26 protein-coding genes are annotated in these 26257 nt (G+C 71.4%); 14 read left to right on the top strand and 12 right to left on the bottom strand.

What is annotated here, in order from left to right; translation table 11 throughout:
* Positions 1-69: 69 nt before the first annotated feature.
* Positions 70-528, top strand: a complete 459-nt coding sequence (locus F1721_RS11080; RefSeq protein WP_246154664.1) for an STAS domain-containing protein — start codon at positions 70-72, stop codon at positions 526-528.
* Here the strand turns inward: F1721_RS11080 and F1721_RS11085 are convergent.
* A complete protein-coding gene (locus F1721_RS11085) occupies positions 509-1702 on the bottom strand; it encodes a glycoside hydrolase family 5 protein (RefSeq protein ID WP_150066545.1) in 1194 nt (397 codons plus the stop codon). The genes F1721_RS11080 and F1721_RS11085 overlap by 20 nt on opposite strands.
* Before the next feature lie 231 nt (positions 1703-1933).
* On the opposite strand from F1721_RS11085, the gene F1721_RS11090 reads away from it, so the two are divergent.
* Both F1721_RS11090 and F1721_RS11095 read left to right on the top strand, forming a co-directional pair.
* Positions 1934-2731 (top strand): thymidylate synthase, encoded by a 798-nt coding sequence (locus F1721_RS11090; protein ID WP_150066546.1) that lies wholly within the window; start codon positions 1934-1936, stop codon positions 2729-2731.
* The gene (locus tag F1721_RS11095) at positions 2728-3189 is read left to right on the top strand and encodes a dihydrofolate reductase (protein WP_150066547.1); all 462 of its coding nucleotides are present in this window, start codon (positions 2728-2730) and stop codon (positions 3187-3189) included. Before F1721_RS11090 ends, F1721_RS11095 begins: the two co-directional genes overlap by 4 nt.
* Here F1721_RS11095 and F1721_RS11100 read toward each other — a convergent pair whose 3' ends face one another.
* The gene (locus tag F1721_RS11100) at positions 3190-4047 is read right to left on the bottom strand and encodes an SCO6745 family protein (protein WP_150066548.1); all 858 of its coding nucleotides are present in this window, start codon (positions 4045-4047) and stop codon (positions 3190-3192) included.
* Between the two features lie 77 nt (positions 4048-4124).
* Between F1721_RS11100 and F1721_RS11105 the strand changes: the two genes are divergently transcribed.
* Positions 4125-4679 carry a TetR/AcrR family transcriptional regulator gene (locus F1721_RS11105; RefSeq protein ID WP_281288753.1) on the top strand — a complete coding sequence of 185 codons (555 nt, stop codon included), beginning with the start codon at positions 4125-4127 and terminating at the stop codon, positions 4677-4679.
* 1 nt (position 4680) lies between these two features.
* Here the strand turns inward: F1721_RS11105 and F1721_RS11110 are convergent, their stop codons facing one another.
* The 6 genes from F1721_RS11110 to F1721_RS11135 form a co-directional block, all read right to left on the bottom strand.
* On the bottom strand, positions 4681-5595 hold the full coding sequence (locus tag F1721_RS11110) for an aminoglycoside phosphotransferase family protein (RefSeq protein WP_150066550.1): 915 nt from the start codon (positions 5593-5595) through the stop codon (positions 4681-4683).
* 96 nt (positions 5596-5691) lie between these two features.
* Positions 5692-6465 (bottom strand): enoyl-CoA hydratase/isomerase family protein, encoded by a 774-nt coding sequence (locus F1721_RS11115; RefSeq protein ID WP_150066551.1) that lies wholly within the window; start codon positions 6463-6465, stop codon positions 5692-5694.
* Positions 6455-7957, bottom strand: coding sequence for a tripartite tricarboxylate transporter permease (locus F1721_RS11120; RefSeq protein WP_150066552.1), 1503 nt, complete (start codon positions 7955-7957; stop codon positions 6455-6457). Before F1721_RS11120 ends, F1721_RS11115 begins: the two co-directional genes overlap by 11 nt.
* Positions 7958-7976: 19 nt before the next feature.
* Positions 7977-8459 carry a tripartite tricarboxylate transporter TctB family protein gene (locus F1721_RS11125; protein ID WP_246154667.1) on the bottom strand — a complete coding sequence of 161 codons (483 nt, stop codon included), beginning with the start codon at positions 8457-8459 and terminating at the stop codon, positions 7977-7979.
* On the bottom strand, positions 8456-9433 hold the full coding sequence (locus F1721_RS11130; protein ID WP_150066553.1) for a tripartite tricarboxylate transporter substrate binding protein: 978 nt from the start codon (positions 9431-9433) through the stop codon (positions 8456-8458). Before F1721_RS11130 ends, F1721_RS11125 begins: the two co-directional genes overlap by 4 nt.
* A 44-nt stretch (positions 9434-9477) precedes the next feature.
* Positions 9478-10695 (bottom strand): CaiB/BaiF CoA transferase family protein, encoded by a 1218-nt coding sequence (locus tag F1721_RS11135; RefSeq protein WP_150066554.1) that lies wholly within the window; start codon positions 10693-10695, stop codon positions 9478-9480.
* A 173-nt stretch (positions 10696-10868) separates the two neighbouring features.
* On the opposite strand from F1721_RS11135, the gene F1721_RS11140 reads away from it, so the two are divergent.
* From F1721_RS11140 to F1721_RS11160, 5 genes are read left to right on the top strand one after another with little or no spacing between them, the layout of a single operon-like run.
* Entirely contained in the window at positions 10869-11627 is a 759-nt protein-coding gene (locus tag F1721_RS11140; protein ID WP_246154669.1) for a GntR family transcriptional regulator, read from the top strand.
* On the top strand, positions 11624-12154 hold the full coding sequence (locus F1721_RS11145; protein ID WP_150066556.1) for a gamma carbonic anhydrase family protein: 531 nt from the start codon (positions 11624-11626) through the stop codon (positions 12152-12154). The genes F1721_RS11140 and F1721_RS11145 overlap by 4 nt, the downstream gene beginning before the upstream one ends.
* Before the next feature lie 58 nt (positions 12155-12212).
* A complete protein-coding gene (locus F1721_RS11150) occupies positions 12213-12692 on the top strand; it encodes a MarR family winged helix-turn-helix transcriptional regulator (protein ID WP_150066557.1) in 480 nt (159 codons plus the stop codon).
* Positions 12689-13903, top strand: a complete 1215-nt coding sequence (locus F1721_RS11155) for an MFS transporter (RefSeq protein ID WP_150066558.1) — start codon at positions 12689-12691, stop codon at positions 13901-13903. The genes F1721_RS11150 and F1721_RS11155 overlap by 4 nt, the downstream gene beginning before the upstream one ends.
* 57 nt (positions 13904-13960) lie before the next feature.
* On the top strand, positions 13961-15079 hold the full coding sequence (locus F1721_RS11160; RefSeq protein ID WP_211840425.1) for an AAA family ATPase: 1119 nt from the start codon (positions 13961-13963) through the stop codon (positions 15077-15079).
* Positions 15080-15089: 10 nt separating this feature from the next.
* Here the strand turns inward: F1721_RS11160 and F1721_RS11165 are convergent, their stop codons facing one another.
* Complete coding sequence (locus F1721_RS11165; protein WP_150066559.1) at positions 15090-15842, bottom strand: putative protein N(5)-glutamine methyltransferase; 753 nt, start codon at positions 15840-15842, stop codon at positions 15090-15092.
* Positions 15843-16549: 707 nt separating this feature from the next.
* Entirely contained in the window at positions 16550-16810 is a 261-nt protein-coding gene (locus tag F1721_RS11170) for a Prokaryotic metallothionein (protein WP_150066560.1), read from the bottom strand.
* A gap of 154 nt (positions 16811-16964) precedes the next feature.
* Here F1721_RS11170 and F1721_RS35315 point away from each other — a divergent pair, with 154 nt between their 5' ends.
* Both F1721_RS35315 and F1721_RS11180 read left to right on the top strand, forming a co-directional pair.
* Entirely contained in the window at positions 16965-19955 is a 2991-nt protein-coding gene (locus F1721_RS35315; RefSeq protein ID WP_150066561.1) for an alpha-mannosidase, read from the top strand.
* A 157-nt stretch (positions 19956-20112) separates the two neighbouring features.
* Positions 20113-21093, top strand: coding sequence for a TerC/Alx family metal homeostasis membrane protein (locus F1721_RS11180; protein ID WP_150066562.1), 981 nt, complete (start codon positions 20113-20115; stop codon positions 21091-21093).
* A 134-nt stretch (positions 21094-21227) separates the two neighbouring features.
* Here F1721_RS11180 and F1721_RS11185 read toward each other — a convergent pair whose 3' ends face one another.
* Positions 21228-22307, bottom strand: a complete 1080-nt coding sequence (locus F1721_RS11185; protein ID WP_246154678.1) for a peptidoglycan recognition protein family protein — start codon at positions 22305-22307, stop codon at positions 21228-21230.
* A 228-nt stretch (positions 22308-22535) separates the two neighbouring features.
* Here F1721_RS11185 and F1721_RS11190 point away from each other — a divergent pair, with 228 nt between their 5' ends.
* On the top strand, positions 22536-22844 hold the full coding sequence (locus tag F1721_RS11190; protein WP_150066564.1) for a DUF6221 family protein: 309 nt from the start codon (positions 22536-22538) through the stop codon (positions 22842-22844).
* Between the two features lie 64 nt (positions 22845-22908).
* Here the strand turns inward: F1721_RS11190 and F1721_RS11195 are convergent, their stop codons facing one another.
* Positions 22909-24033, bottom strand: coding sequence for a serine hydrolase domain-containing protein (locus F1721_RS11195; protein WP_170301451.1), 1125 nt, complete (start codon positions 24031-24033; stop codon positions 22909-22911).
* A 155-nt stretch (positions 24034-24188) separates the two neighbouring features.
* Between F1721_RS11195 and F1721_RS11200 the strand changes: the two genes are divergently transcribed.
* Entirely contained in the window at positions 24189-24851 is a 663-nt protein-coding gene (locus tag F1721_RS11200) for a TetR/AcrR family transcriptional regulator (RefSeq protein ID WP_150066566.1), read from the top strand.
* A 244-nt stretch (positions 24852-25095) separates the two neighbouring features.
* Positions 25096-25710, top strand: coding sequence for a putative immunity protein (locus F1721_RS11205; protein WP_246154679.1), 615 nt, complete (start codon positions 25096-25098; stop codon positions 25708-25710).
* The last annotated feature ends 547 nt before the right edge of the window (positions 25711-26257 follow it).

Below are 26257 nucleotides of genomic sequence, written 5' to 3' on the forward strand. Positions count from 1 at the left end.
GCGCAGCGACGAGTTCTGGGCCCGTGGCCGAAGTCGGACCGTCGATTCGCGAGTTCAGGGGGAGGTAGCGTGATCGTCTCCAGATCCGGTATGCGTCCGGTCGCGTGGGCCGGGAGTGGTCCTGCGATCGTCGCGCCGCGGGCGCCGGTGGATCCGGTGATCGGGCACGGTTGTTCGTCGGCGTTGCGGTTGGCGGTGGAGTGGCCGGCCTCGGGTGTGGTGGTGGTGCGCATCGGGGGTGAGATCGATCTGGCCACGGTGCCGAGGTTGACGGAGTTGATCCGGCAGCGGTTGACCGCGGCGGCGTTGCGGACGGTGGTGCTGGATCTGTCGGAGGTGTCGTTCGCCAGCAGTGCTGCGGTGGAGTTGTTGTTGCACGTGCAGCGGCGTGCTGAGCATCGCGGTGTGGGGTTGCTGGTGGTTCCGGGTGGTGGTGCGGTGTGGCGGTTGTTGGTGGTGGCGGGGTTGCGGGATCGGTTCGCGTGCCGGGACAGCGCGGCGGAGGCGGTCAGCGAGGCGCGCAGTTGAGGGTGCAGCGGGTGCTGGCGGCGACGTGGTCGGCCAGGGGCGCCCAGGTGCCGTCGGGGTTGTAGGGGCCCCAGGTGCCGGGGTCGTTGGACCAGTACCACCAGCCGACGCCTGCTCGGCGGGCTTCGGCGAGCACGTCGTCGACGTAGTCCAGGGCGCCGGGTTTGGTGGCGTCGAGGCCGAATTCGCCGATGACCATGGGCATGTTGAGGCGGCGTGCGGTGGCGGTGTTGTCGGCGAACCACTTGCGGAGGGTTTCGCGGGTGAGGGTGCGGGTGATGCCGGTGTAGGACTGGCCGGTGTCGAGCAGCAGCGGGTAGAGGTGCGGGGCGTAGGCGAGGCGGGGTTGGCCGGGGCGGGGGTCGGTGAGCTCGGGCAGGGCTGAGGGGATGAGTGCTTGGTTGACGCCGAAGGCCTGGGGTTCGACGAAGATCCAGCGGGTGGGGTCGACTTCGCGGATGGCGTCGATGGTGCGCTGGTAGAGCGGTGCGAGGTGGTTCTTCTCGAAGAAGGGCCAGGGGACGCTGCCGCCCCAGGGTTCGTTGAACAGGTCGTAGCCGAGGACGCGGTCGTCGGTGGCGTAGCGCTGGGCGACGTGCTGCCAGGCGGCGGTGAAGTGCTCGGCGAGTTCGGGGTGTTGTCCGGTGGTGCCCCAGAAGTGGTCGAAGGCGCGCATGACGCCGGGTTGGAGGTAGGTCAGCGGCCAGGGGTCTTGGAGGGTGGCGGGGAGTCCGTCGAAGTGGCTGGCCCAGGCGGGGGCGCCGCCGTTGCGGCCGGTGCCGGTGACGGCCGGGCCCCAGAGGTCTTGGTGCATGTCGAGGACGACGTGCATGCCGGCGCGGTCGTAGGCGGCGATGCGTTCGGTGATGTCGTCGAGGTAGGCGTCGTCGTAGCGGCCGGGTTCGGGTTCCACTTTGGACCAGTAGATGAGCAGGCGGACGGAGTTGGAGCCGATCTTGTCTGCTTCGGCGGTGATGTCGGCGGGGGTGGTCCAGGGCATGGCGTCGGGTGAGTCCTTGGAGCTGTGCCCGTTGTTGAAGCCGTGCGGGATGAGGGGGTTGCCGTCGAGGTCGGTGAGGGGTCGGGGGTTGTCGGTGGCCCAGGCGGGTGTGGCTGCGGTGAGGGTGAGGGCGAACGCGGCCAGGGTGGTGGTCCAGCGGCGGCGGTGGGTCATGGTCGGCGACGGTAGTGGAACCACCACAGAATGTGAAGATGATTCACGAATGCGGAGGAGTCGCTGACCTGCACGGCAACTCGTTCGATCGCGCGGCGGACTGAGCCCGGCCGACCGGTCGTGCTGGAGCCGCCTGGCCGCGTTGAGCGCCAACCCGGCGGCGATGATCTCGATCTCGTGGGCGGACCGGGGTCCCGGGGCCGTCGGGGCGGCTCGTCTAGGCTCGGGGGTATGCCGGACACGCAGTACGAAGACCTCCTCCGCCACGTGCTCGACGCGGGGGCCCGCAAGGACGACCGGACCGGCACGGGGACGCGGTCGATCTTCGGGCACCAGCTGCGCTACCGGCTCTCCGACGGTTTTCCGCTGATCACCACCAAGAAGGTCCACTTCCGCTCGATCGCCTACGAGCTGCTGTGGTTCCTGCGCGGGGACTCCAACGCCAGCTGGCTGCAGGAGCGCGGCGTGACCATCTGGGACGAGTGGGCCGGACCCGACGGTGACCTCGGGCCGATCTACGGGGTGCAGTGGCGGTCGTGGCCGACGCCGGACGGCGGGTACGTCGACCAGATCAGCGAGGTGCTGCGCACGCTGCGGGAGAACCCCGATTCGCGGCGGATCATCGTCTCGGCCTGGAACGTGGCCGACATCCCGCGGATGGCGCTGCCGCCGTGCCACGCGTTCTTCCAGTTCTACGTGGCCGACGGGGAGTTGTCCTGCCAGCTGTACCAGCGCAGCGCGGACCTGTTCCTGGGGGTGCCGTTCAACATCGCCAGCTACGCGCTGCTGACGCACATGATCGCCCAGCAGGTGGGGCTGGAGGTCGGTGACTTCATCTGGACCGGCGGCGACTGCCACATCTACGACAACCACGTGGAGCAGGTGCGCACGCAGCTGGCGCGCGAGGCGCGGCCGTTCCCGACGCTGCGGTTGGCACCGGCGGCGAGCCTGTTCGACTACACCTTCGAGCACTTCTCGGTGGAGGGTTACGACCCGCACCCCGGCATCAAGGCGCCGGTGGCGGTGTGATCGGGCTGATCTGGGCGCAGTCGGTCACCGGTGTGATCGGCCGGGACGGGACGATGCCCTGGCACCTGCCGGAGGACCTCAAGCACTTCCGGTCGGTGACGAGCGGGGCGACGGTGCTGATGGGACGGCGCACGTGGGAGTCGTTGCCGCCGCGGTTCCGGCCGTTGCCGGGGCGGCGCAACCTCGTGCTCTCGCGCACCCCGCAGGAGGGCGCGGAGACCTTCGCGGATCTGGAGCAGGCGCTGGCCGCGGTGTCCGGGGACGTGTGGGTGATGGGTGGTGCGGCGGTGTACCGGGCGGCGCTGCCGCTGGCGGACCGGATCGTGGTCACCGAGATCCGGGAGTCCTTCGAGGGCGACACCTACGCCCCGGAGGTGGGGCGGGCGCCGGATTCGGTCGGGCCGTGGCTGGAGTCCTCGACGGGGTTGCACTACCGGTTCCTGACCTGGGGCTGCTGATCACGGGCGGGTGAACCGCATTCCGATGCCCAGGGTGCTTCGGGGCGGCAGCACTCCGGCGCCGACGGCTTTGTCGAGCACCGGTCGCAGCAGTGCGGCGAGGGTGGCGGTGTCGGCTCCGAGGGCGCGCCAGGGGGTGGCTGCGAGTTCGTCGGTGCGGTGTTCGACGGCGGCGCGGACCTGGTGCCCGGTGTCGGTGGCCTGGCCGGATTCGTCGATCAAGCCGCGGGTGCGCAGGCGCTCGCGTGCGGCGTCCCACTGCTGCTGGCTCCAGCCGCGGCTGGTGAACACCTCGGGTGGTGCCGCCCCGACCGAGGCGAAGGAGACCAGGGATTCGACCGGGTCGAGGTCGTGGTCGCGCAGGGCGGTGAGGTGGCCGTCGCCGCGGTGCTCGCGCAGGATCGTCGCGGCCTGCCACAGCACGAGGTGCGGTTCGTCGGGCCAGGGTTGTGCGGTGTTGGCCGCGGCCAGCGGCCGGTCGTGCACGTCGGCGGCTTCGGCTGCCCGGCGGGCGAGCGCGGCGGCCTGGGGCAGCTGCGCGGGTGTGTCCCGGTAGAAGTGGTCGATCGCCGACAGTCGTGCGGTGAGGATCTGCTGCGGGGTGGCGGTGTTCCAGGCCGCGGGGATGTGTTCGGCGACCATGTGCGGGTCGAAGCTGTAGAAGGCGGTGGTGACGGTGTCGGCGTCGACCGCGCCCAGGGGTGCGGCGCGCCAGGCGAAGTAGCTGGGCCAGCGCGTCTCGACCCGGTAGCCCAGGCGCTGGGCGTGGTCGAAGGCGACGGGTGCGTAGTACAGGACCGCGTGGATGGGTTCCAGCAGCCACCACATCTGGCGGGCGGTGGCGATCTCCTGGCTCATGGGGCCTCCCGATCAGGCATCTTGTCATTGGCAAGATGCCGGTGCCGATCCGGTCTTGTCAATGGCAAGATGGGGGCGTGACGCGTCCCTACCACCACGGCGACCTGCGCGCGGCCCTGCTGTCGGCGGCCGTGGAGATGATCGCCGACCACGGCACGGCGCAGCTGAGCCTGCGCGAGCTGGCCCGCCGCGCCGGGGTCTCGCACGCCGCGCCGCGCCACCACTTCGGCGACAAGCCGGGCCTGTTCACCGCGCTGGCCGCCGAAGGCCAGCAGCTGCTCACCGAGGAACTGCTGGCCGCGGCACCCGACCTGCGCGAGATGGGGGTGCGCTACGTCGGCTTCGCCGTGCGCCACCCCGGGCACTTCGAAGTGATGCAGCGCCCCGACCTGTGGCGCGCCGACGATCCGGACCTGCTGGCGGCCAAGGCCGCCACGGCACGGGCACTGCGCGCCGGGCTACCGGCCGGTCTGGGCGAGGCCGAGGCGGAGCGGGCGGCGCTGGCCGCCTGGTCGCTCGCGCACGGCTTCGCCACGCTCACCCTGTCCGGAACCCTGCCGCCGCAGGTCCGCGACCGCGACACCGCCGAGGCGTTCCGCGAGATCGCGGGCCTGCTCGAGGTGCGGCGCTGAGTCACGGCCCCAGGGGCAGCAGGGTGTCGGCGATGGTGGTCTGCACCGGGTTGAGGCGGGGATGGCCGTCCTCGACGTCCCACAGGCAGTTCTGCAGCACTCGCGCCAGCGACCAGCCCACCGCCCGGCGCCGGTCCAGGCCCAGCACCTCGGTGAGGATCGCGAAGCGGCGGCGCAGCGCGGCGGGCAGGTCCCCGGTGGCCACCATCTGCTCCCAGCGGTTGTCCAGCGCGGGCAGCAGGTCGAAGCCGGGGTCGCCGATCAGCGGCTGCGGGTCGATGGCCAGCCACGGTTCCCGCGCACCGGCCAGGACGTTGTCGTAGTGCAGGTCCCAGTGCAGCAACCGGTCGCCGGGTTCGTCGAGCAGGTCGGTGACGATGTCGGCGCAGCGCCGCAGCAACCTGCCCTCCTCGTCGGTCAGCTGCGCGCACGCCCGCGGGGTGTCTCGCACCATCGCCGCCGCGATGGCCCCCAGGTCCCGCACGCCCGGTGGGGCGGGGGTGGCGTGCAGGCGTTGCAGCAGTCCGGCGAGGACACCCACCGCGGCATCGTCATCGTCCACACTCGACAGCGCGGTCTGGCCGAGGCGTTCCAGCAGCATGCTGCCCGAGTCCGGATCGTGGGCGAGCAACCGCACCGCGCCGCGACCGTCCCAGGCCCGCAGCCCCAGCGGTTCACCGGCGGTGTCGGGGGTGACGGGCTGCAACTTCAGCACTGCCCTGGTGCCGTCGGCGCGCAGCACCGGCAGGACCAGGGCCACCATGCCGTGCTGGGGTGCGCCGTCGGGGCGAAGATCCCACGCCGCCAGCTGCCGCTCGGCCAGCGCGGGCAGGTCGGTGAGCCAGCGGCCGTCACCGAAGATCTCGCGGTGGGTGGCGGCGTAGGACTCCGGGACCACCACAGCCGAATCAGTCACTGAAACTTTCTCCTTCGTCACCGGAAGAATCTCGTGCGGATGGCGAAGGAGCGTCGGGGGCGATCGGGGGCGTCAAAGCATGAGGCCACTGTAGCCTCAGCGGCCCTGCCAGCGGTGCGGGGTCTTGTCCAGGAACGCCCGCACCCCGTGCTGGAAGTCCTGGCTGCCGAACACCGTGCGCACCAGGTCATCACCGTCGGGCAGGTTCGCCAGCCGCAGCCGCCGGACCGCTTCCTTGGCCGCCCACATCGTCAGCGGCGCGTGCTCGGCCAGCCGCCCGGCGATCCCGGCCACGGTGGCATCCAGCTCGTCCACTTCGCACACCTCGGCGAGGAACCCGGCGGCGTGCGCCTCGGCGGCGTCGAACAGGCGGGCGCGCAGCAGCATGTCCTTGGCGCGGGCGGGCCCGAGGTGGAACACCAGCATCGAGTAGGTGTTCATCGCCAGGCAGTTGCCCAGGGTGCGGGCCACCGGCACCCCGAAGCGCCCGGTGGTGGTCGACACCCGCAGGTCGCACGCGGCGGCCAGCGCGATGCCCGCGCCCACGCAGTAACCCGAGATCGCCGCGATCGTGGGCACCCGCACCGCCTCGAGGCGCTCCAGGACGGCCTCCATGCGCTGCTCGTAGGCCACCCCGTCCTCACCGCTGGTGAACTCGGTGAACTGGGAGATGTCGGTCCCGGCCACGAACGCCTCCTGCCCGGCGCCGCGCAGCACCAGCACCCGGATGCCGGGGTCGTCCTCGGCGGTGCGGCAGGCGGCCACCAGCCCGTCGTACATCGCCCAGGTCATGGCGTTGCGCTGGGCGGGCCGGTTGAACACCACCTGCAGCACGGCACCGTCGCGGGTGGTGATCAGCTCATCGGACATGGGTCTCCTCCGGGGATGCGGTGCGCGAGCGCAGGCGTCGCGCCAGGGCGGGGCCGATGAGCAGCAGCAGCGCGGCTGCGAGGATGCTCACCGTGATCGGTTGGGTGGCCAGCAGCCACAGGTTGCCGTCCAGCAGCGCCGAGGACTGCACCAGCGCCTTCTCGAACAGCGCGCCGATGACCACGCCGACCACCAGCGGCGCCATCGGCAGGTCGAAGCGCTTCATGCCGTAGCCGAGGACGCCGAAGACCAGCACCAGCCAGACGCTGAAGAGGTTGTTGTCGATGGCGTAGGCGCCCACGAAGCTGGTGAACAGGATCAGCGGGTAGAGGTAGCCGTAGGGGATGCGCAGCAGCTGCGCGAACACCGGCGCCAGGGGCAGGTTGAGCACCAGCAGGATCACGTTGCCGATGAAGAACGACACCAGCAGGCCCCACACCAGGTCGGGTTGTTCGTCGAACAGCAGCGGCCCGGGTTGGATGCCGTAGACGGTCAGCGCGCCCAGCAGCACCGCGGTGGTGGCCCCGCCGGGGATGCCCAGCGTCAGCGTCGGGATGAAGTTGGCGTTGGCCGCGGCGTTGTTGGCGCTCTCCGGCGCGGCCACGCCCTGGATGGCGCCGTGCCCGAACTGCGCGGAGTTGCGCGAGACCCGCCGTTCGAGGCCGTAGGCCATGAACGAGGCCAGGGTGGATCCGGCGCCGGGCAGGATGCCCAGCCCGAACCCGATGGCGCTGCCGCGGGTGATGGCCCCGGCCGAGTCGCGGATGTCGCGGCCGCGGATCACCAGGTCGCGGAAGCGGGCGCGGATCGGGCGGGCCGCGCCGAGGCGGATCTGGTGCAGCACCTCGCCGACGGCGAACAGGCCGATGACCACCTCGACGTAGGGGATGCCGGAGAGCAGCTCGACGCTGCCGAAGGTGTAGCGGGCCTGCCCGGTGCCGGCGTCGATGCCCACGCAGGCCAGCAGCACCCCGGCGCAGGCCATCGCCGCGGCCCGCAGCTTCGACCCGGTGGTCAGCACCACCATCGTCACCAGCGCCAGCACCATCACCGCCAGGTTCTCCGGCGGCCCGAACTGCAGCGCCACCGACGCCAGCGGCGGCGCCACGGCGGCCAGCAGCACCAGGGAGGCGATCGCGGCGGCGAACGAGCCGATGGCCGCGATCGCCAACGCCGCGCCCGCCCGGCCCTGCCGCGCCATCTGGTAGCCGTCCAAGGTGGTCACCACGCTGGCGGCCTCACCCGGGGTGGACAGCAGCACCGAGGTGATCGTGCCGCCGTACTGCGAGCCGTAGTAGATCCCGGCGAGCATGATCAGCGCGGTCACCGGTTCCACGGTCAGCGTCAGCGGGATCAGGATCGCCACCCCGGTGCTGGACCCGAGCCCGGGCAGCAGCCCGATCACGGTGCCCAGCAGCACCCCGACGAAGCACCACAGCAGGTTCACCGGGGTCAACGCCGTCGAGACGCCCAGCAGCAGGTTGTCGAGCACCGCGATCACCTCCGAAGGGCTAGAACCCGAACACGCCGGTGGGCAGCGGCACCTGCAGCACCACCGCGAACACCCCGTACATCGCCGCCGCCGAGCAGGCGCTCAACGCCACCGCGGGCAGCGGCCGGTGCCCCTCCAGCCAGGTGGAGATCACCAGCACCAGCAGCCCGAAGGCCACCGCCATGCCCAGAAGCGGCACCAGCGCGACGGCCACCGGCAGCAGCACGAACACCCGCCGCAGGATCCACACCCGCTGCCGCGGGGTGCGGCCGAAGTCGTCGACACCGGGCTGCGGCGGCGCCGGGTGGGGCGCGCGCAGCTGCTCGGCCAGCAGCAGCGCCGAGAACACCGCCAGCAACCCACCGGCCACCAGCGGCAGGAACCCTGGGCCGATGCGCGATTCCGGTAGCAGCACGCCGTACCCGAACGACGACACCGCGAAACCCGCGCCCAGCAGCGCCAAACCGCTGAAGAGCACCACCTGCCCGCGTTGCCCGCTCATCGCCGCACCACCTGCGCCAGGGCCTTCTCGCTGTCGGCCAGGTAGGCGGCGAAGTCCTCGCCGAAAGCCACCCGCGGCTGCAGGAACTCCGACGCCACGTAGTCGCGGTAGGCGGGGGACCCGGCGAAGGCGCGGGCCGCCTCCAACCAGAACTCGGTGGCCTGCGGGGACAACCCGCCCGGGGCGATCACACCCCGGAACTGGGCGAAGGACACCGGGATGCCTTGCTCCACCGACGTCGGCACCCCCGCCAGCTGCGGGTAGTCGTAGCGCTGGTCGGCGAACACGCACAGGGCCTTGAGCTCGCCCGCGCGCAGCTGGCCCATCACCTCGCTGGGGTTGAGCGAGGCCAGCTCGACCTGCCCGCCCAGCACTGCGGCCATCGTCTCGCCACCGCCCTCGTAGGGCACGGTGTCGAAATCCGCCCCGGAGAGGCGCTCCAGCTGGGAGAACACCACCGCATCGGGTCCCACCGCGCCGGAGATCCCGGCCAGCACCCGCCGCTGGCGGGACTGGGCGACCGCGTCGGCGCAGCTGGTGATCGGCGAGGACGGCAGCGCCACCAGCAGCGTGTAGTCCTCGCCGAGCTTCATGATCGGGGTGAAGCTGCGGTGGGAGAAGGCCACGTCCACGCTCAGCGGCAGCGACAGCAGCGAGGTCTCGGTGGCCAGCAGGTAGTTCGGCGACCCGGCCTTGGACAGCAGGTAGGAGTAGCCCACCGCGCCCTGCCCGCCCTCCCGGTTGTCGACGTCGACGCGCAGCTCGGGCCGCACCGAGACCAGCCCGTCGGCCATGGCCCGCCCGGAGATGTCGCTGCCGCCGCCGGCGGCGAAGGGCACCACCATCGTCACCGCCCCCACCGGGCGCGGCGCACCGGCGGACTCCTGCCCGGCGCTGCCGAGCGCGCACCCGCCCAGCAGCGCCACCGTGCTCAACGCGGCCAGCACCTGGCGGCCGCAGGACAACGCGCGCATCGCTCCTCCTTGAGCTCGCGTCGCGGAAAAAGAAGGGGGTGGGGTCATTCGCCGGTGGCGATGATCCCGCTCTCGCGCAGCCGCCCCAGCTCCTCGGCGGCCAGGCCCGCTTCGGCGAGCACCTCCAGGGTGTGGGCGCCCAGAGCCGGTCCGGCGTTCTCGCGCCGCGGCGGGGTGTCCGACAGCCGCACCGGCGAGCCGATCTGGCGCACCGCCCCGAGCTCGGGGTGCGGGGCGTCCCAGAAGAAGTCCCGCTGCGCCAGGTGGTCGTCGGTGAACACCTCATCGGTGGTGGCGATCGGCGCGCACGGCACCCCAGCTGTGGTGAGCGCGTCGACGATCTCGGCGGTGGTGCGCTGCGCGGTGGTCTCCTCGATGGCCGGGATGAGGCTGTCTCGGTGCTGGTAGCGGTCGTAGGAGTTGCGGTAGCGGTCGTCGTCGAGCAGGCCGGTCAGCCCCAGCGCGCGGCAGAACGCGGGCCAGGTCTTGGTGGTGGTGGCCCCGACGGTCACCCACCCGTCCTTGCTGCGCAGCGCTTGGTAGGGGGCGCTGTTCTGGTGGGCCGAACCGTGCGCGCGGCCCACCTCGCCGGTGGCGAAGTAGGTGCCCGCCTCCCACACCGCGAACGACACCCCGGCTTCCAGCAGGGACACGTCGACGTGCTGGCCTTGGCCGGTGTGCTCGCGGGTGCGCAGCGCGGCCATCGCGCCCATCGCGGCGTACAGGCCGCACACCAGGTCGCACATCGGCACCCCGACCTTGGTGGGCGGTCCGCCGGGGTGGCCGGTGATGCTCATCAGCCCGGCGCGGGCCTGCGCCATGATGTCCAGGCCGGGCTGGTCGGCCAGCGGCCCGTCCTGGCCCCACCCGGAGGCCGAGACGTAGACCAGGCGGGGGTTGCGGGCGTGCACGGCTTCGTAGCCGAAGCCCAGGGCGGCCAGCGCGCCGGGCCGCAGGTTCTCCACCAGCACGTCGGTGTCGTCGAGCAGCCGCTGCAGCAGCGTGCGGCCCTCGTCGGTCTTGAGGTCCAGCGCCACCGATCGCTTGTTGCGGTTGAGCCGCAGGAACGGGGAGCTGTGCTCGGCCAGGAACGGCCCGGTCTGGCGCACCGGGTCACCCCCGGCGGGGTTTTCCACCTTGATGACGTCGGCGCCGAGGTCGGCCAGTTGCATCGTCGCGAACGGCGCGGCCATGAACGCGCCGATCTCCAGCACTCGCACCCCGTGCAGCGGGAGCGGACCGGAAGCGGGGGAGGCAGTCATGCGCGGCTCCATGAGGTCCGGGAGGAAACCGGGTACCGTGATCGGCATCACTGAATTTTGTCTACAGCAGTCAGATCGGAGCTGACAAGCTTGCTCACCGAGGTTGCTCCGGGTGGACCAGCCGCCCGCGAAGACCACCCGCTGCCCGGCGCCGGAAGGAGACACTGCCGGTCGTGACCGGATCCGTTGACAACACCCCGGCGGTGCGCGCCCCCAGCATCGTCGGCCCGCCCAGCCTGGTGGAACTGGCCGCCACGACCCTGCGCCGCATGATCATCGGCGGTGATCTGCTGTGCGGGCAGCGCATCGTGGAGAACCGGCTGACCCGCGAACTGGGCATCAGCCGCCCGCCGCTGCGCGAAGCGCTGCGGGTGCTCGAACGCGAGGGCCTGGTGCGGCAGGTGCCCCGCAAGGGCGTGATCGTGACCCCGCTGACGCTGCACGACATCTACGAGATCTGCACGCTGCGCGCGGAGTTCGAGCACCTGGCGGTGCGGCTGGGCGTGCCGGTGCGCGAGGCGGCGCGGATGCGGCGCTGCCAGCAGGCGCTGCAGCGGATGAGCGAGGCCGCCGAGATCGGCGACCAGGCGCAGTTCCTGGAGTGCTCCTTCGCCTTCCACGTCGCGGTGGTCGGCCTGTCCGGCCACCAGCGGCTGGAGGAGGCCTACCGGTCGCTGCAGCTGCAGCTGATGCTGTCCATGGCGCTCAACCGCAAGGCCCGCCAGGACCGGGAGAGCCTGGGCCAGGACGTGGCCCGCCACCAGCGGCTGCTGGAGATCATCGACGCCGGGGACCCCGAGGCGGTGCTGGCCGAGCTCGCCGCCCACGGCGACCGCACCTTCCTCGACGGCATCGAGACCAAAGTGGACGGACACACCGACGAGGCGCTGCAGTGGCTGCGGCGGCAACGACAAGCACAGGAGGACACGTGAACCCAGGCCCCACCACCCTCGCCGTCGACGGCATCAGCCCGCAGCTCGACCCGGAGGCGTTCGTGGCCCCGGGCGCGGCGCTGATCGGGCGCGTGCGGCTGGCCGCGGCATCCAGCGTCTGGTACAACGCGGTGCTGCGCGGCGACATGGAGAACATCAGCGTCGGGGAGTCCAGCAACATCCAGGACGGCTGCGTGGTGCACGCCGACCCCGGTTTCCCCGCCCAGATCGCCGCCGGGGTCACCGTCGGCCACAAGGCGGTCCTGCACGGCTGCACCGTGGAGGAGGGCTGCCTGATCGGGATGGGCGCGGTGGTGCTCAACGGCGCCCGCATCGGCGCCGGATCGCTGGTGGCCGCCGGGGCGGTGGTGCTGGAGGGAACCGAGGTGCCGCCCGGATCGATGGTCGCGGGCACCCCCGCCAAGGTCCGCCGCGAGCTGACCGCCCAGGAGCGGGACGCGCTCAAGCTCTCCGCCGAGCACTACACCCAGCTGGCCCGCAAGCACCGCACCGCCCTGGGCCAGTAGCCCAACCCGCCCCGAAAAGACGTAACAGTGCTTGTACAAGCGCTGTTACGTTGGGGCGGTGCCGCACGATCCCACCGCACAAGCCAGCGTCTGGCGGCCGCTGCGGCGACTGCTGAACGACCTCGACGACGAGATCGACCAGTTCTACGCCCAGCGCGGCATCACCGGCGTGCGACTGCGGTTCGTCGGGCCCCTGATCCGGCTCGGCCACCGCGGGGCCATGAGCATCCGCGAACTCGCCGACGCCCTGGAGGTCACCCACTCGGCGATGAGCCAGACCGTGGCCTCGCTGCGCCGCGAAGGACTGGTGCGCTCGGTGACCGGGACGGACGCGCGCACCCGCCAGATCACCCTCACCGACCGGGCCCGGCAGCTCCTGCCGCTGCTGGAAGCCGAGTGGCGGGCCACCGAACAGGCCCTGCGCGACCTCGACGCCGAAATCCCCTACGCGCTCAGCCGAGCGGTGGCCGACCTGCAGCAGGCCCTGGCCCGGCGCCGGTTCCGCGACCGCCTCACCGCCCACCTCCCGCCCTCGTGAGGCTGCTCGACACCCGGCCGCTGCGCGCCAGCCCCGCCTTCCGCCGCCTGTGGTGGGCCGGGGTGATCTCCGCGCTGGGCGGGCAGTTCACCGTGGTCGCGGTGCTGTTCCAGATGTGGCAGCTGACCGCCAGCCCGGTCGCGGTCGGCGCGGTCGGGCTGGTCCAGGCGCTGTCGATGACCGCCGTCGGGCTCATCGGCGGCACCCTGGCCGACGCGCTGGACCGGCGCACCCTGGTGCTCACCGCCACCGCCGTGCAGCTGAGTGCGGTGGTGCTGCTGGCCGTGCACGGCCTGACCGACCTCAGGTCGCAGTGGGTGCTGCTGGGGCTGGTGGCCCTCAACGCCGCCGGCAGCGGGCTGGGCGCGCCCGCCCGCCGGACCTTCGTGCCCCGCCTGCTGCCCACCGACCTGGTCCGCGCGGGCGTGGCGCTGGTCAACCTCAGCTTCCAGGTCGCCATGCTGCTGGGACCGGCGCTGGCCGGGCTGCTGGTCGCGCGGTGGGGGGTCAGCGCCTGCTACCTGCTCGACGCGGTGGCCTTCACCGCCGTGCTGCACGGGGTGGCGCGGCTGCCGTCGATGCGCCCGGACGGCCAGGCCACCCGGCCCGGACCCCGCGCGATCTGGCACGGCTGGCGGTTCATCGCCGCCACCCCGGTGCTGCGCGGGGCGCTGCTCACCGACGTGCTGGCCACCGTGCTTGCCATGCCCGTCGGCTTGTTCCCGCTGATCAACGACCAGCGCTTCGGCGGGGACCCGCGCACCCTGGGGCTGCTGTTCACCGCCGTGGCCGTCGGCGGGATCACCGCGGGCGCAGCCTCGGGCACCATCACCCGAGCCAGCACACCCGGCGTGGTCATGCTCGCCGCCGCGGCGGTGTGGGGGCTGGCGCTGGCCGGGTTCGGGCTGGTGCCCTCGCCGTGGGCGGCGCTGGCGTGCCTGGCCGTCGCCGGTGCCGCCGACACCACCTCGGTGATCACCCGCGCGGCGATCGTGCAGCTGGCCACCCCCGACTCCCACCGCGGCCGGGTCTCGGCCGTGGAGCACATCGTCGGCGCCTCCGGCCCCGAACTGGGCAACTTCCGCGCCGGGCTGATCGCCGAAGCCACCACGGCGGCGATCGCCGCCTGCGCGGGCGGCCTGCTGTGCGCGGCGGGCATCGCGTGGGTGGCGCTGCGCAACCCCGAGCTGCGCCGCTTCGGCGAGACCTGACCCGCCACCGGGAAAACCGTTCGACACCCCCGCGGCACGGGCGGAACAATCCCGCCCGTGCGCAGCGAGCAGACGATCCCCGTGCTGTGGTTGTGCGGGCCGCCCGGGGTGGGCAAGACCGCGGTCGCCTGGCAGATCCACACCCAGCTCACCCGGGCCGGGATCACCAGCGGCTACGTCGACATCGACCAGCTGGGCATGTGCTTCCCCGAACCTGCGGGCGATCCGGGGCGGCACCGGATGAAGACCGCCAACCTCCGCGCGCTGGTGGCCCACTTCCAGACCGCCGGTGCGCAGTGCGTGGTCGTCTCCGGTGTCGTCGACGCCGCGCGCGGCGTGGCGGCGCGGGACATCCCGCAGGCCGAGCTGGTCCTGTGCCGACTGCGCGCCGACCACGAGGAGCTCACCCGGCGATTCCGGCACCGCCAGGGCCACAACGCCGAGGTGGGCGAGGTGCTGCGGGAAGCCGACGCCCTCGACGAGGGCGTGCGGGCCGCGGTGTGCGTGGACACCACCGCCCGCACCGTCGCCGAGACCGCCGCCCTGGTCCGGCAGCGCTGCGGGAACTGGCCCGGCCACCTGCCCGCCCGCACCGGTGCACCGCCGCAGCGCACGAGCAGTGCCGGGGGAGAGGTGCTGTGGTTGTGCGGGCCGCCCGGGGTCGGCAAGTCGGCCACGGGCTTCGCGATCTACCTGCAGACCCTGCAGGCCGGTCGCACCGCGGCCTACGCCGACCTCGACCAGCTCGCCTTCTGCGCCCCGAACGGCGATCACCGGCTCAAGGCCGCCAACCTCGCCGCCGTCTGGGACACCTACCACGCCGCCGGTGCCCGCCACCTGGTCGTCACCGGCCCCGCCGAGGACGACACCGCGATCAAGACCTGCAGCGAGGCCCTGCCCGCGGCGACGTTCACGGTGTGCCGACTGCACGCCGGACCCGAGCAGCTCGCGCACCGGATCATGCTGCGCGGGCAGGGCGGCAGCTGGCCGCAGCCCGGCGATCCGCTCCTCGGCCTTCCCGCCGCGCAGCTGCGCCAAGCGGCTGAGGCGGCTGCCGCGCAGGCCGAGGCGCTGGAGCGAGCCGAGGTCGGGGACCTGCGCGTGGACACCGACCTCCTCACCGCCGAGCAGGCCGCCGAGGAGGTCATCGCCCGCACCGGGTGGCCCGCCCGCTGAACGGGTCCACTCAGGACGGTGCGGACCCGGACACGACGGTGGCGTCGCGCTCCTCGCAGTGCAGCACTCGCGACACCAGTCCCGCGGCGGTGAGCAGCTCGGCGGTGTGCGGGGCCTGGCGGCGGCTGGTCTCGATCAGCACGGTTCCGCCGGGGGCCAGCCACCGCGGTGCGTCGGCGGCCACGCGCTGCTGGACGGCCAGGCCGTCAGCACCGCCGTCCAGCGCCACCGCTGGTTCGTGCAGTCGGGCCTCCGGGGGCATCAGCCCGACCTCACCGGTGGGCACGTAGGGGGCGTTGGCCACCAGGACCTCGACCCGGCCCCGCAGCCGGGCGGGCAGCGCGAAGTACAGGTCGCCCCGGGCGACGCTGGCGGCACCGGGCAGGTTCGCCGCAGCACAGGCCACCGCGGCGGGGTCGACGTCAGCGGCGTGCAGCTCGACGTCCGGGCGCGCGGCCAGCACCGCTGCGGCCACCGCTCCGGCTCCGCAGCACAGCTCCACCACCACCGAACCCGGTGAGGTCAGGGCGATGGCCTGCTCGGCGAGGAACTCGGTGCGGCGGCGGGGCACGAACACCCCCGGCGCCACCGAGATCCGCAGCCCGCAGAACTGGGCCCAGCCCAGCACCTGTTCGAGCGGAAGCCCGGTGACGCGCTGGCGCACCAGCTCGGCCAGCTCGCCGCGGTCACCGGCGGCCTGCTGCAGCAGCGCGGCCTCGTCCTCGGCGAAGACGCACCCGGCCGCGCGCAACGCGGCCACCACATCGAGATCAGGGGAGAACGACGAAGAAATCGTGAGCGCCTTTCAAAGATCCGGTGGGGCGCTCCAGCGCGATCACCGACGCGCTCGGCCGGAGGGGAGCACCCGATCTGCCACAGGGGAAATGGGTCTCACCTCCTCGTCTCGCGCGGTCGGCAGCACACTAGCAACCACCCCGTCGGCGAGGCGAAAGGGCCGGAGAACGGCACTGGGGCCGTGACCTCGTGGTCACGGCCCCAGGCTTGCAAGTCCTGGCAACAGGCCCCGGTTGTCGTTCTCGGTGCCCCGGTATTGCGCTTGCGGCGCGTGCGCCGCCAGCCTGCTGCCTCGACGCCGCCCGGACAGGACCGGGCGGGGCGGGTGTCAGACCCGCGTGTTGCGCTGGCGCTGAGCGCTCGACTGCGGGTGCCGCATCACGGTGCGAGCCCGCTCCATCTCGCGCGCCATGCTGCCCAGCCAGCGAACCAGACCTGCCATCGGGGCGTCCTCCACTACTCCGAGAGGGTTAATCGACGACTCGTCGCCGGTTGTCAAATCCGGTTCCCGACAACCGACGTGAACCGGACCGGAAACGGCCGTCTCACCCGCCATGTCGTTGCAGGTAGTCCCGGTGTTTCACGCAATTCATAACGTATTGGTAACGAAGATCCGAACAGCTCGTGCATCCCCCGATGGGGTGAAGCGGGTTGGGTCGTGCGGACGCCGCGTCATCACCCCGGATGCGCGCCCACGGTGTCCCGGAGCTCCTGGGCCACCGCCACATCCGACTTGCGCGCGCAATGCGCGCAGCAGAAGAACCGGCCGCTGGCCTCCACCCCGTGCCCGAGGATCCGGCACCCGCAGTGCTCGCACACCGGCGCCAACCGCTGCGCGGCGCACTCGAAGCTGTCGAAGGTGTGCACCCCACCACCGGTGGTGCGCACCTCGAAGGTCATCCAGTAGTCGTTGCCGCAAACTTCGCAGGTCGCCATGACAGTCGCCTTTCCGTGCCAACCGGGCCGACACCCGCAGCATGCGAGCCCACCACCGGCCCGGCAACCGCGCCCGGCGCGAGCCGGTGCCACCCACCCCACCGATGTGCCACCATGATCAGCATCACACCCCGCGAACCCTCCGGGAGCAGCCATGCACGACGACCGCCGCATCGTCGAACAACGCCTCGACCGCGTCCTGGCCGAACGACTGCGCCCCGCCCAGCACCGCGACACCGCCCCCTGCGACATCGCAGTCTGGCACGTGCCCGGCGAACCCGTCGACGTCACCGAAGCCCTGCGCGCCGACTACACGCCCACCACCGTCGGCCAGCCCTGGGGACCGGCGTGGGGCACCAGCTGGTTCCGCATCACCGCCACCGTCCCCGAGCACTGGGACGGCCGCACCGCCGAACTCCTCGTCGACCTCGGCTTCGACGACGACCGCCCCGGCTTCCAGTGCGAAGGCCTCGCCCACACCCCCGACGGCACCCCCGTCAAAGGCCTGCACCCCCGCAACACCCACCTGTCGCTGGGCCGCAACAGCGCCGGCAAGACCCGCACCTACTACGTCGAAGCCGCCGCCAACCCCATCATCCTGGGCCTCCGCGGCTTCCAGCCCACCGACCTCGGCGAACGCCCCACCGAACCCGGCCCGCCGCTGTACGTGCTGCGCCGCGCCGAACTCGCCGTCCTCGACCAAGAGGTCTTCGACCTGGTCCACGACACCGAAGTCCTCGACCAGCTGATGCGGGAACTGCCCACCGACTCACCCCGCCGCCACGAGATCCTGCGCGCCCTGGAACGCATGCTCGACCGCCTCGACCTGCACCACATCTCCGCCACCGCACCCGCCGCCCGCGCCGAACTCGCCGAAGCGCTGGCCAAACCCGCCCACGCCAGCGCCCACACCCTCTCCGCCGTCGGCCACGCCCACATCGACTCCGCCTGGCTGTGGCCCCTGCGCGAAACCGTCCGCAAGGTCGCCCGCACCGTCGCCAACGTCACCACCCTGATGGCCAGCCACCCCGACTTCCACTTCGCCATGTCCCAGGCCCAGCAGCTGGCCTGGATCAAGCAGCACCACCCGCAGCTCTACGACCGCGTCCGCACCTTCGTCCACACCGGACAGTTCGTGCCGGTCGGCGGCATGTGGGTCGAATCCGACACCAACATGCCCGGCGGCGAGGCCATGGCCCGCCAGCTCATCCACGGCAAACGCTTCTACCTCGAGGAATTCGGCATCGACACCCAAGAGGTCTGGCTGCCCGACTCCTTCGGCTACTCCGCCGCGCTCCCGCAGCTCATCGCCGCCTCCGGCTCCCGCTGGTTCCTCACCCAGAAGATCTCCTGGAACCAGACCAACCGCTTCCCGCACCACACCTTCTGGTGGGAAGGCATCGACGGCACCCGCGTGTTCACCCACTTCCCGCCCGCCGACACCTACAACAGCGAGATCACCGGCGCCGAACTCGCCCACGCCCAGCGCAACTTCGCCGAACACGGCCGCGCCACCCGCTCCCTGCTGCCCTTCGGCCACGGCGACGGCGGGGGAGGACCCACCCGCGACATGCTCGCCCGCGCCGCCCGCACCGCCGACCTGGAAGGCTCACCGCGCGTCCGCCTGGACACCCCCGCCGAGTTCTTCACCGCCGCCGAAACCGACCACACCGGCCCCGCCGTCTGGTCCGGCGAGCTCTACCTGGAATTCCACCGCGGCACCTACACCTCCCAGGCCAAGACCAAGCAGGGCAACCGCCGCAGCGAACACCTCCTGCGCGAAGCCGAGCTGTGGTGCGCCACCGCCACCATCGCCACCGGCCGCGACTACCCCCACGACGCCCTGGACCGGCTGTGGAAGCAGGTCCTGCTGCACCAGTTCCACGACATCCTGCCCGGCTCGTCCATCGCCTGGGTCCACCGCGAAGCCCAGGACACCTACCGGCGAGTGGCCGCCGAACTCGAGGCCATCACCACCCAAGCCCAGCAAGCCCTGGCAGGCCCGCCCGCCCACCCCATCACCTTCAACGCCGCACCCCACCCCCGCAACGGCGTGCCCGCCCTCGGCGCGGCCACCGTCGAACACCCCACCCCGCCCAGCCCCACCCGCCACCCCGACGGCACCATCACCCTCGACAACGGGCTGCTGCGCGCCACCATCGACACCCGAGGCCTGCTGACCTCGGTCTACGACCACGCCGCCGAACGCGAAGCACTCGCCGCCCCCGGCAACCTGCTGCAACTGCACCCCGACCACCCCAACGCCTGGGACGCCTGGGACCTCGACGGCTTCTACCGCCACCAGGTCCACGACCTCACCGACGTCGACGAGATCACCACCGACGAGCACACCGTCCACATCCGCCGCAGCTTCGGCAGCTCCACCCTCACCCAGCACATCAGCCTGCCCGCCCACACCCGCCGCGTCGACATCACCACCGACATCGACTGGCACGAGACCGAGAAGATCCTCAAAGCCGCCTTCCCCCTGGACGTCCACGCCGACCGCTCCGCCGCCGAAACCCAGTTCGGCCACGTCATGCGCCCCACCCACACCAACACCTCCTGGGACGCCGCCAAGTTCGAGATCTGCGCCCACCGCTACCTGCACGTCGGCGAACCCGGCTACGGCCACGCCCTGCTCAACGACTCCACCTACGGTCACGACGTCACCCGCGACACCCGACCCGACGGCACCACCACCACCGTGCGGCTGTCCCTGCTGCGCGCACCCCGCTTCCCCGACCCGCACACCGACCACGGCCACCACCGCCTGCGCTACGCCCTGCTCGCCGGAGCCGACATCGGCGACGCCGTCCGCGAGGGCTACCAGCTCAACCTGCCCGAACGCACCACCCGCGGCTCCCGCACCGTCGCGCCCCTGATCACCGTCGACAACGACGCAGTGGTCGTCGAAGCCGTCAAGCTCGCCGACGACCGCAGCGGCGACCTCGTGGTGCGCCTGTACGAATCCCGCGGCGGCCGCGCCCACACCCGCCTGACCATCTCCTTCCCGGCCACCGCCGTCACCCGCACCGACCTGCTCGAACGCCCCCTGGCCGAACCCGACGCCACCACCGACGCCCTCGACATCCGGCTGCGCCCCTTCGAAATCCGCACCCTGCGCTTCACCCGCACCACCTGAACGGGCAGACCAGCCCGCACTGCCCGACACTCGGCCAGGAGGGGAGTACTTCACCAAGGCCCGGCCGGTCAGGACGAACAACCCCGGCAGGTGTTCCCGGTCGGCCGCCCACCCCGGGCGAAGGAGACCTCGAACCCACCCAGTTCGAGGAGACCCCGTGCCCACCCCCTCCATCGGCACCCCGTGGCTGTGGGCCACCAGCATCGCCGTCCTGCTCGCCCTGCTGACCACCGACTTCCTCGTCACCCGCAACCCGCACCGGGTGCACCTGCGCGAAGCCATCGGCTGGTCGGCGTTCTACCTCACCCTGCCGCTGCTGTTCGGCCTGCTGCTGTGGGCCACCAGCAGCGGCGAGCACGCGCTGGAGTTCATCACCGGCTTCGTCGTCGAGAAATCCCTGTCGGTGGACAACCTGTTCGTCTTCATGCTGCTGCTCGCCGGCTTCGCCGTCCCACCCGAACTCCAGCAACGCGTCCTGCTCTACGGCATCATCGGCGCACTCGTCCTGCGCGGCGTGTTCATCGCCGCCGGAGCCGCCCTGCTGCAAACCGGAACCTGGGCGTTCCTGCTCTTCGGCGCACTCCTGCTGGCCACCGCCGCCAAGATCCTCCGCGAGGCCATCACCGGAACCGGCTTCACCCACGACGTCGCCGACCTGCGCTCCGTGCGGCTGCTGCGCCGCCTCATGCCCATCACCGACGACTACCGCGGCACCCGCCTGCTGGTCCGCGACAGCGGCCGCACCACCCTGACCCCGCTGGCCGTCGTCGTGGTCGCCGTGTTCGCCACCGACATCGTCTTCGCCGTGGACTCCGTGCCCGCCGTCTACGGCGTCACCGACGACCCCTACCTGGTCTTCACCACCAACGCCTTCGCCCTGCTGGGCCTGCGCGCCCTGTACTTCGTCCTGCACACCACGCTCACCCAGCTCGAACACCTCAGCCACGGCCTGGCGATCATCCTGGCCTTCATCGGCGCCAAGCTCGTCCTGCACTGGGCCCACGGCACCTGGCCCGCCGTACCGCAGATCCCCACCGCGGCCTCCCTCGCGGTCATCGCGCTCGTGCTGGCCACCGTCACCGCCACCAGCCTCCGCGCCCGCCGCACCACCCGAGAAGGACCCGGGAACCAGCCATGATCCTCATCGACATCGCCGCCACCGCGCTGATCCTGCTCGCCCCGCTGATCACCTGCGCCGTGCTCTACGCATCCCAGTAGGGACGAGGAAGGGCCGCGAACCGGGCCCCTCCTCATCGCCCACCACAACCCCGATCAGGCCAGCAACCGCATCCAGGTCGCCCGGTCCACCACACCGCTGACCGCCAGCCCAGCCGCGGCCTGGAACTCCCGCACCGCCGAGACCATCCGGTCGGCGAACCGCGCATCCGCCGGAACGTAACGCCCACCGGAGATCAACAACGCCTGCACCGCGCGCACCGCATCACCGGAGGCACCCGGGCCCACCACCGGCACCAGACCGTCCCACCCGCGACCACCGAACAACCCCGGCTCCGGCACCCGCGTCGCCGAACACGACACACCCGCGGCACCCAGCTCACCGGCCAACCGGCCCGCCACCTGCTGCGTGCGGCCGCCGAACACCCCGTCCACCGGCACCGACTCACCCCGATCCCGCAACAACAACTGCAACGCCGTCACCCGCGGGCCCGCCGCACCCGCCTTCAGCAGCGGCCACACTGCGGGCTGCACCACCGCCCTGCCCGTGGCCGCACCCACCGCCTCCCGCAACTCCGGTAATCGCCCGTAGAGCACCTCACCCGGGCACTCGGTGGCCATGAAGTCCCGGTGCCCGTAGATCTCACCCGGCTCGATGCCGTACTGGGCCACCATGTACGAGCACAACTCCACCAGCGAATCCCACAGCGCGTCCGGCACCGCCGCATCCGTGTAGGTGCCCTCGTTCTCGATGCCCAGCGACACCGAGTTCTGCTCACCCGCGTGCGCGCCCAGCACGTGCTGATCACCCGCGGTCAACACCGGCAGGCTCTTGTGCCGCCCCTCCAACAACCAGCCGCCCCGCGAGTTGGTGAAGTTCTGCCCGGTGTCGATCCACCCGTTGGAATCCATGTGGAAGTCCTGGATCTGCCGCGCCAGCGACACCGCGTGCTCCTTCGAGGTGTCCTCGCTGTTGGGCGTCGCGGTGTGGTGCACCACGATCTTCACCGGCCGCTGGTCGAGCACCTGCACCGGAGAGCTCGGCTCCCGCGCACCCCACTCCGAGGTCGAGGCGATCTCCGGCGCCGCGCGCCGCGACGACGCCCACACCGGAACCCCCGACACCCCCACGGCCGTGGCCGCCAACCCACCGGCCAGCAACACCCGACGAGCCACCCGAACACCGCGCAACACCATGCCGAACTCCCGCAAATCCGACGATCAGATCCGCGCCGACCCTAAGAACCCGCCCCCGCGCACGGGAATTCTTGGCGACAACCCGCCACCAATCCGACAACAACCCACCACCCGGGCAAGATCACCCCGCGACCGACGTCATCATCGAGCCGCCACCACGTCCCTGCCTGTGACCGACCACCACAGCGGACACCAGGAGTGCGACAGATGGACCGGTTCGCCCAGTTCCTGCGCCGCCAGCTGGACATCGACCTCGAACTGCTGCGCCAAGCCAGGCAGGACGCCGAAACCGGCACCCACCGCGCCTGCCTGATCACCCCCATCCGCGGCTTCCGCGAATGCGAGCTCAAAACCCGCCTGCTCACCGCCCACCACCACTGCGGCACCGGCAACGGCCCCTGCGACGCACTGGGGGAGAGCTACCCACCCGAGGACGAACGCGGCTGCCCCACCCGCGCCCTGCTCGGCCTGCCCTACGCCGACCGCCCCGGCTACGCCCCCCGCTGGCGCCCCTAGCAACAACGCACTCGTCAGCGATCGAGACCAAGCACCTGCCCACCGCCGCTTCGACCACGGGCCCTCACCCCGCGCCGTACATCCCGATCCGGTACAATGCCGCGAGCGCCTCATCGATGGGATGCGGCTGCGGCCTGCCCGAGGAATCGAGCCTGCTCCACCGCTGCAGGTTCACCGCGACCGACATCTGCCGCTTCCCGTCGGCCCGGGTCATGGTCAACGTCCCCGCACCCCACACCGTGCCGCCGTGGCCCCAGAACGTGGGCCGCCCAGGCACCTCCGCCGGGTGCAGGCCCAGACCGTAGGCGATCGTCTCGCCCTCCTGGGAGATCACCGGGACGGTGCGCTGCATCTGCGCCAGCGACGACCGGCTGACGATCTCACCGGCCAGCAGCATGCCGAAGAACCGGTTGAGATCAGCCACCGTCGACACCAGCGACGCCGCCGGCCCCACCCACGACATGTCGTAGACGCTGTAATCGCGCGGCGGATCGATCATGCCGAACCACGCCTCGTAGATCCGCGAGTGCGGCCCACCGACGAACGGCCCCGAGGGCATCTCGGTGTCCCGGAGCCCAGCGCGCTCGATGACGGTGCGGGTGATGCACTCCGCGGCCCCCATCCCCGACACCAGCTCCAGGATTTCCCCCAGCAGCAGGTAGTTGGTGTTGGAGTACACCCCAGGAGCACCGCCCGGAGGACCCGCGGCGGGCGCGGCGACCCCCATCCCGATCAGCTCAGCGGAGTCGAACCGCGTGAACCGGTGGTCATCCAGGCTCTCCGGCCGGGTCTCGGCCAGGACCGGGAACGCCCTGAGCGACGGATAGGCGCGGGGGAGGTACTCGGCGAGCCCGCTGGTGTGGTTGATCAACATCCGGACGGTGATCGCATCACCCCGCTGGCCGGGCACCAACTTCGGCACGTAGCGGCCGATCGGTGCGTCGAGCCCGATCTCACCGGCCTCGACCAGCTGCAGCACCGCAGCGGCGGTGAAGGTCTTGGTGATGCTGCCGACCCGGTGCCGCATGTCCGCGGTGACCGGCCGCCCAGTCGCGACATCGGCCACCCCGGCCGCACCGCGCCAGACCTGATCACCACCGCGCACCTCGGCGAACACCCCCGGCACCCCGGCGCGGTGGACGGCCTCCACGGCCGCGTCCAGCCCGGCGAGATCCAGCGGCTCGTCCACGACATGACTCCTTTTCCGCCACACCCGCCGGGCATCACGCGGTTCCGCTGAGAGAGGGGAGAGGCCCCGGGAACCGACCAAGCGCACCCATTATGCACGCAGTGCGTGCAACAGCAAGTGCATCAGCTACGCTGACCCCGGGCGAAAGGGGCGAGATGACAGGCCGACGACGGTGGTCCACCGACGAAATCCTCGACACCGCAGCAGAACTCCTGCGCACCAGCGACGCCGAGACGTTCAGCGTCCGCAAGCTCGCCGCCGCGCTCGGAACCGATTCCTCCAGCCTCTACCGGCACTTCCGCAACAAGACCGAACTGCTGCGCGCCGTCGCCGACCGCATCCTCCTGACCGCCATGAACGGCTACCAGCCCGAAGGCGACTGGAAGCAGCGCATCACCGCCCTGGCCCTGCGCCTGCGGGAGGCCTTCGGCGAACAACCCCAGCTCGCCACCGTCTGGGGCCGCCACGCATCAAGCGGCACCGGATCCCGGATGGTCATGGAAGAAGTCCTGCAAGCCCTGCGCGCCTCAGGCCTGCCCGACGAGGAGATCCCCGCGCGCTACCACCGCATCGCGATCCTGCTCGCCGCGCTGATCGCCGCCGAAGCTGGCATCAGCACGATCACCCCTGAAGAGCACGAACAAGGCATGGAGCTCTTCCGCGTCGCCGTCCTGGGCGCCGACCCCGAACGCTTCCCGGCCCTGGCCCACTTCGCCCGCGACGTCCGCCCCCTCAAAGCAGACCGCCGAGCCGCCTTCGAAGACATCCTCGCCGCCCAGCTCGCCCAGATCGAAGCCGAAAGCGGGGCGGTCAGCTGACGACGCCCACCGGCAGCAGCGCGCCGACCGCGGCGCGGACCGGCGCCAGATCCACAGCATCGCGTGCAACCGCGCGTAGTGCTCCCGGATCGGCGAGTCGACCTCCACCGCCTCCGCGAGCAAGGTGATGAACAACCGCGTGGCAGGGGAGACCGGCCGCAAGCTCTTTGAAAGTTCTGTCCATCTTTCGCGCTGCCGTAGCGAGAAAGGCTCAACCGGATGTTCAACGATACCGTTGAACGGCGTGAACCCGGCCGATGAGAACCTCGCCATCGAACTCAGCACAACCGAGCTTCGTGCCGTCGCGGCCTACGCCGTGAGCTGCGCGGAACCCGCCCTGGCGATCTTCGAGCACGTACGCCCCGACGATCAACGACCACGAGCCGCGATCGAGGCCGCGCAGACGTTCGCGGAAGGCGCCAAGCGAACCAAGCTGATCCGCGACACCGCGTGGGCGGCCCACCGAGCGTTCCAGGAAACCCGCGACGCCGGGCAGGTCGCAGCCAGCGAAGCCGCTCGCGCTGCCGTCGCCGCAGCCAGTGCCGCGTTCCTGCACCCCCTGGCCAAAGCGACCCAAGTCCTGCACATCCTCGGCTCAGCCGCCCACGCGGCCCGCGCCTTCGAACTCCGAGCCGGCGACGAGCACATCGAGAAAGCACGAAACCTGGCCAGCCCCACCGTGGTGAGCGTCCTGACCCGCTACCCACCAGCCCCAGCCGGACGCGGCCGAGCCGGAGAACTGCTGCGAACCCTCGACACAGCACTACGACAACCGATCATTGACGCCCAGCCCGACGAACTCCACGATCAAGGAGAGGGGCCAGCATCTGTCCCTGCAGTCCGAGAAGGGGAGAGGTAGTGCGGCTTCAAAGGGGGGAGATCTTGCACAGGAGCACCAGGGGAGCTGTCGAACCTCGGCCAGCTGAACGACGTTGAGCTGGCCGTGCAAAGCACGCTGGAACCAGCGAACCTCGAGAGCAACCGGCAGCATCGAACCGGTCCGCACCGCGGCTCATCGTTTCTCCATTTGATGGATAATCAACATTATCCATCAAATGGAGAAGTGGGCGGGTTCGGAGGAGAGTCTGCTTCTCGGGGGATCGAGGAACACCCCACCCGTGCCAATCAACCGATGCCCGCGGCTGGATACACCTTCGTCTGGTGCGCGTGCAGCGTTCGTCTTCCGCCGGTCAGTGATCCATCGACGTGGGTGCGCCACGCAGGGCGAAACCAAGGGTTCAGCGGATCATCATCAGGCTAACCCCGGAGCTTGTGGATCATGATGCGCCGATCGGCCCCAACCAACGCCGCAGATGAGTGTCCCCGTTCCATCACCCTGGTTTCGTCACTGTGACGTTAATACCTGGCGGAACCGGGCTCGGCCGAGCGCATCCACCGCGGCCAAC

It is taken from the genome of Saccharopolyspora hirsuta, assembly GCF_008630535.1.
GTDB classification, from domain to species: domain Bacteria; phylum Actinomycetota; class Actinomycetes; order Mycobacteriales; family Pseudonocardiaceae; genus Saccharopolyspora; species Saccharopolyspora hirsuta.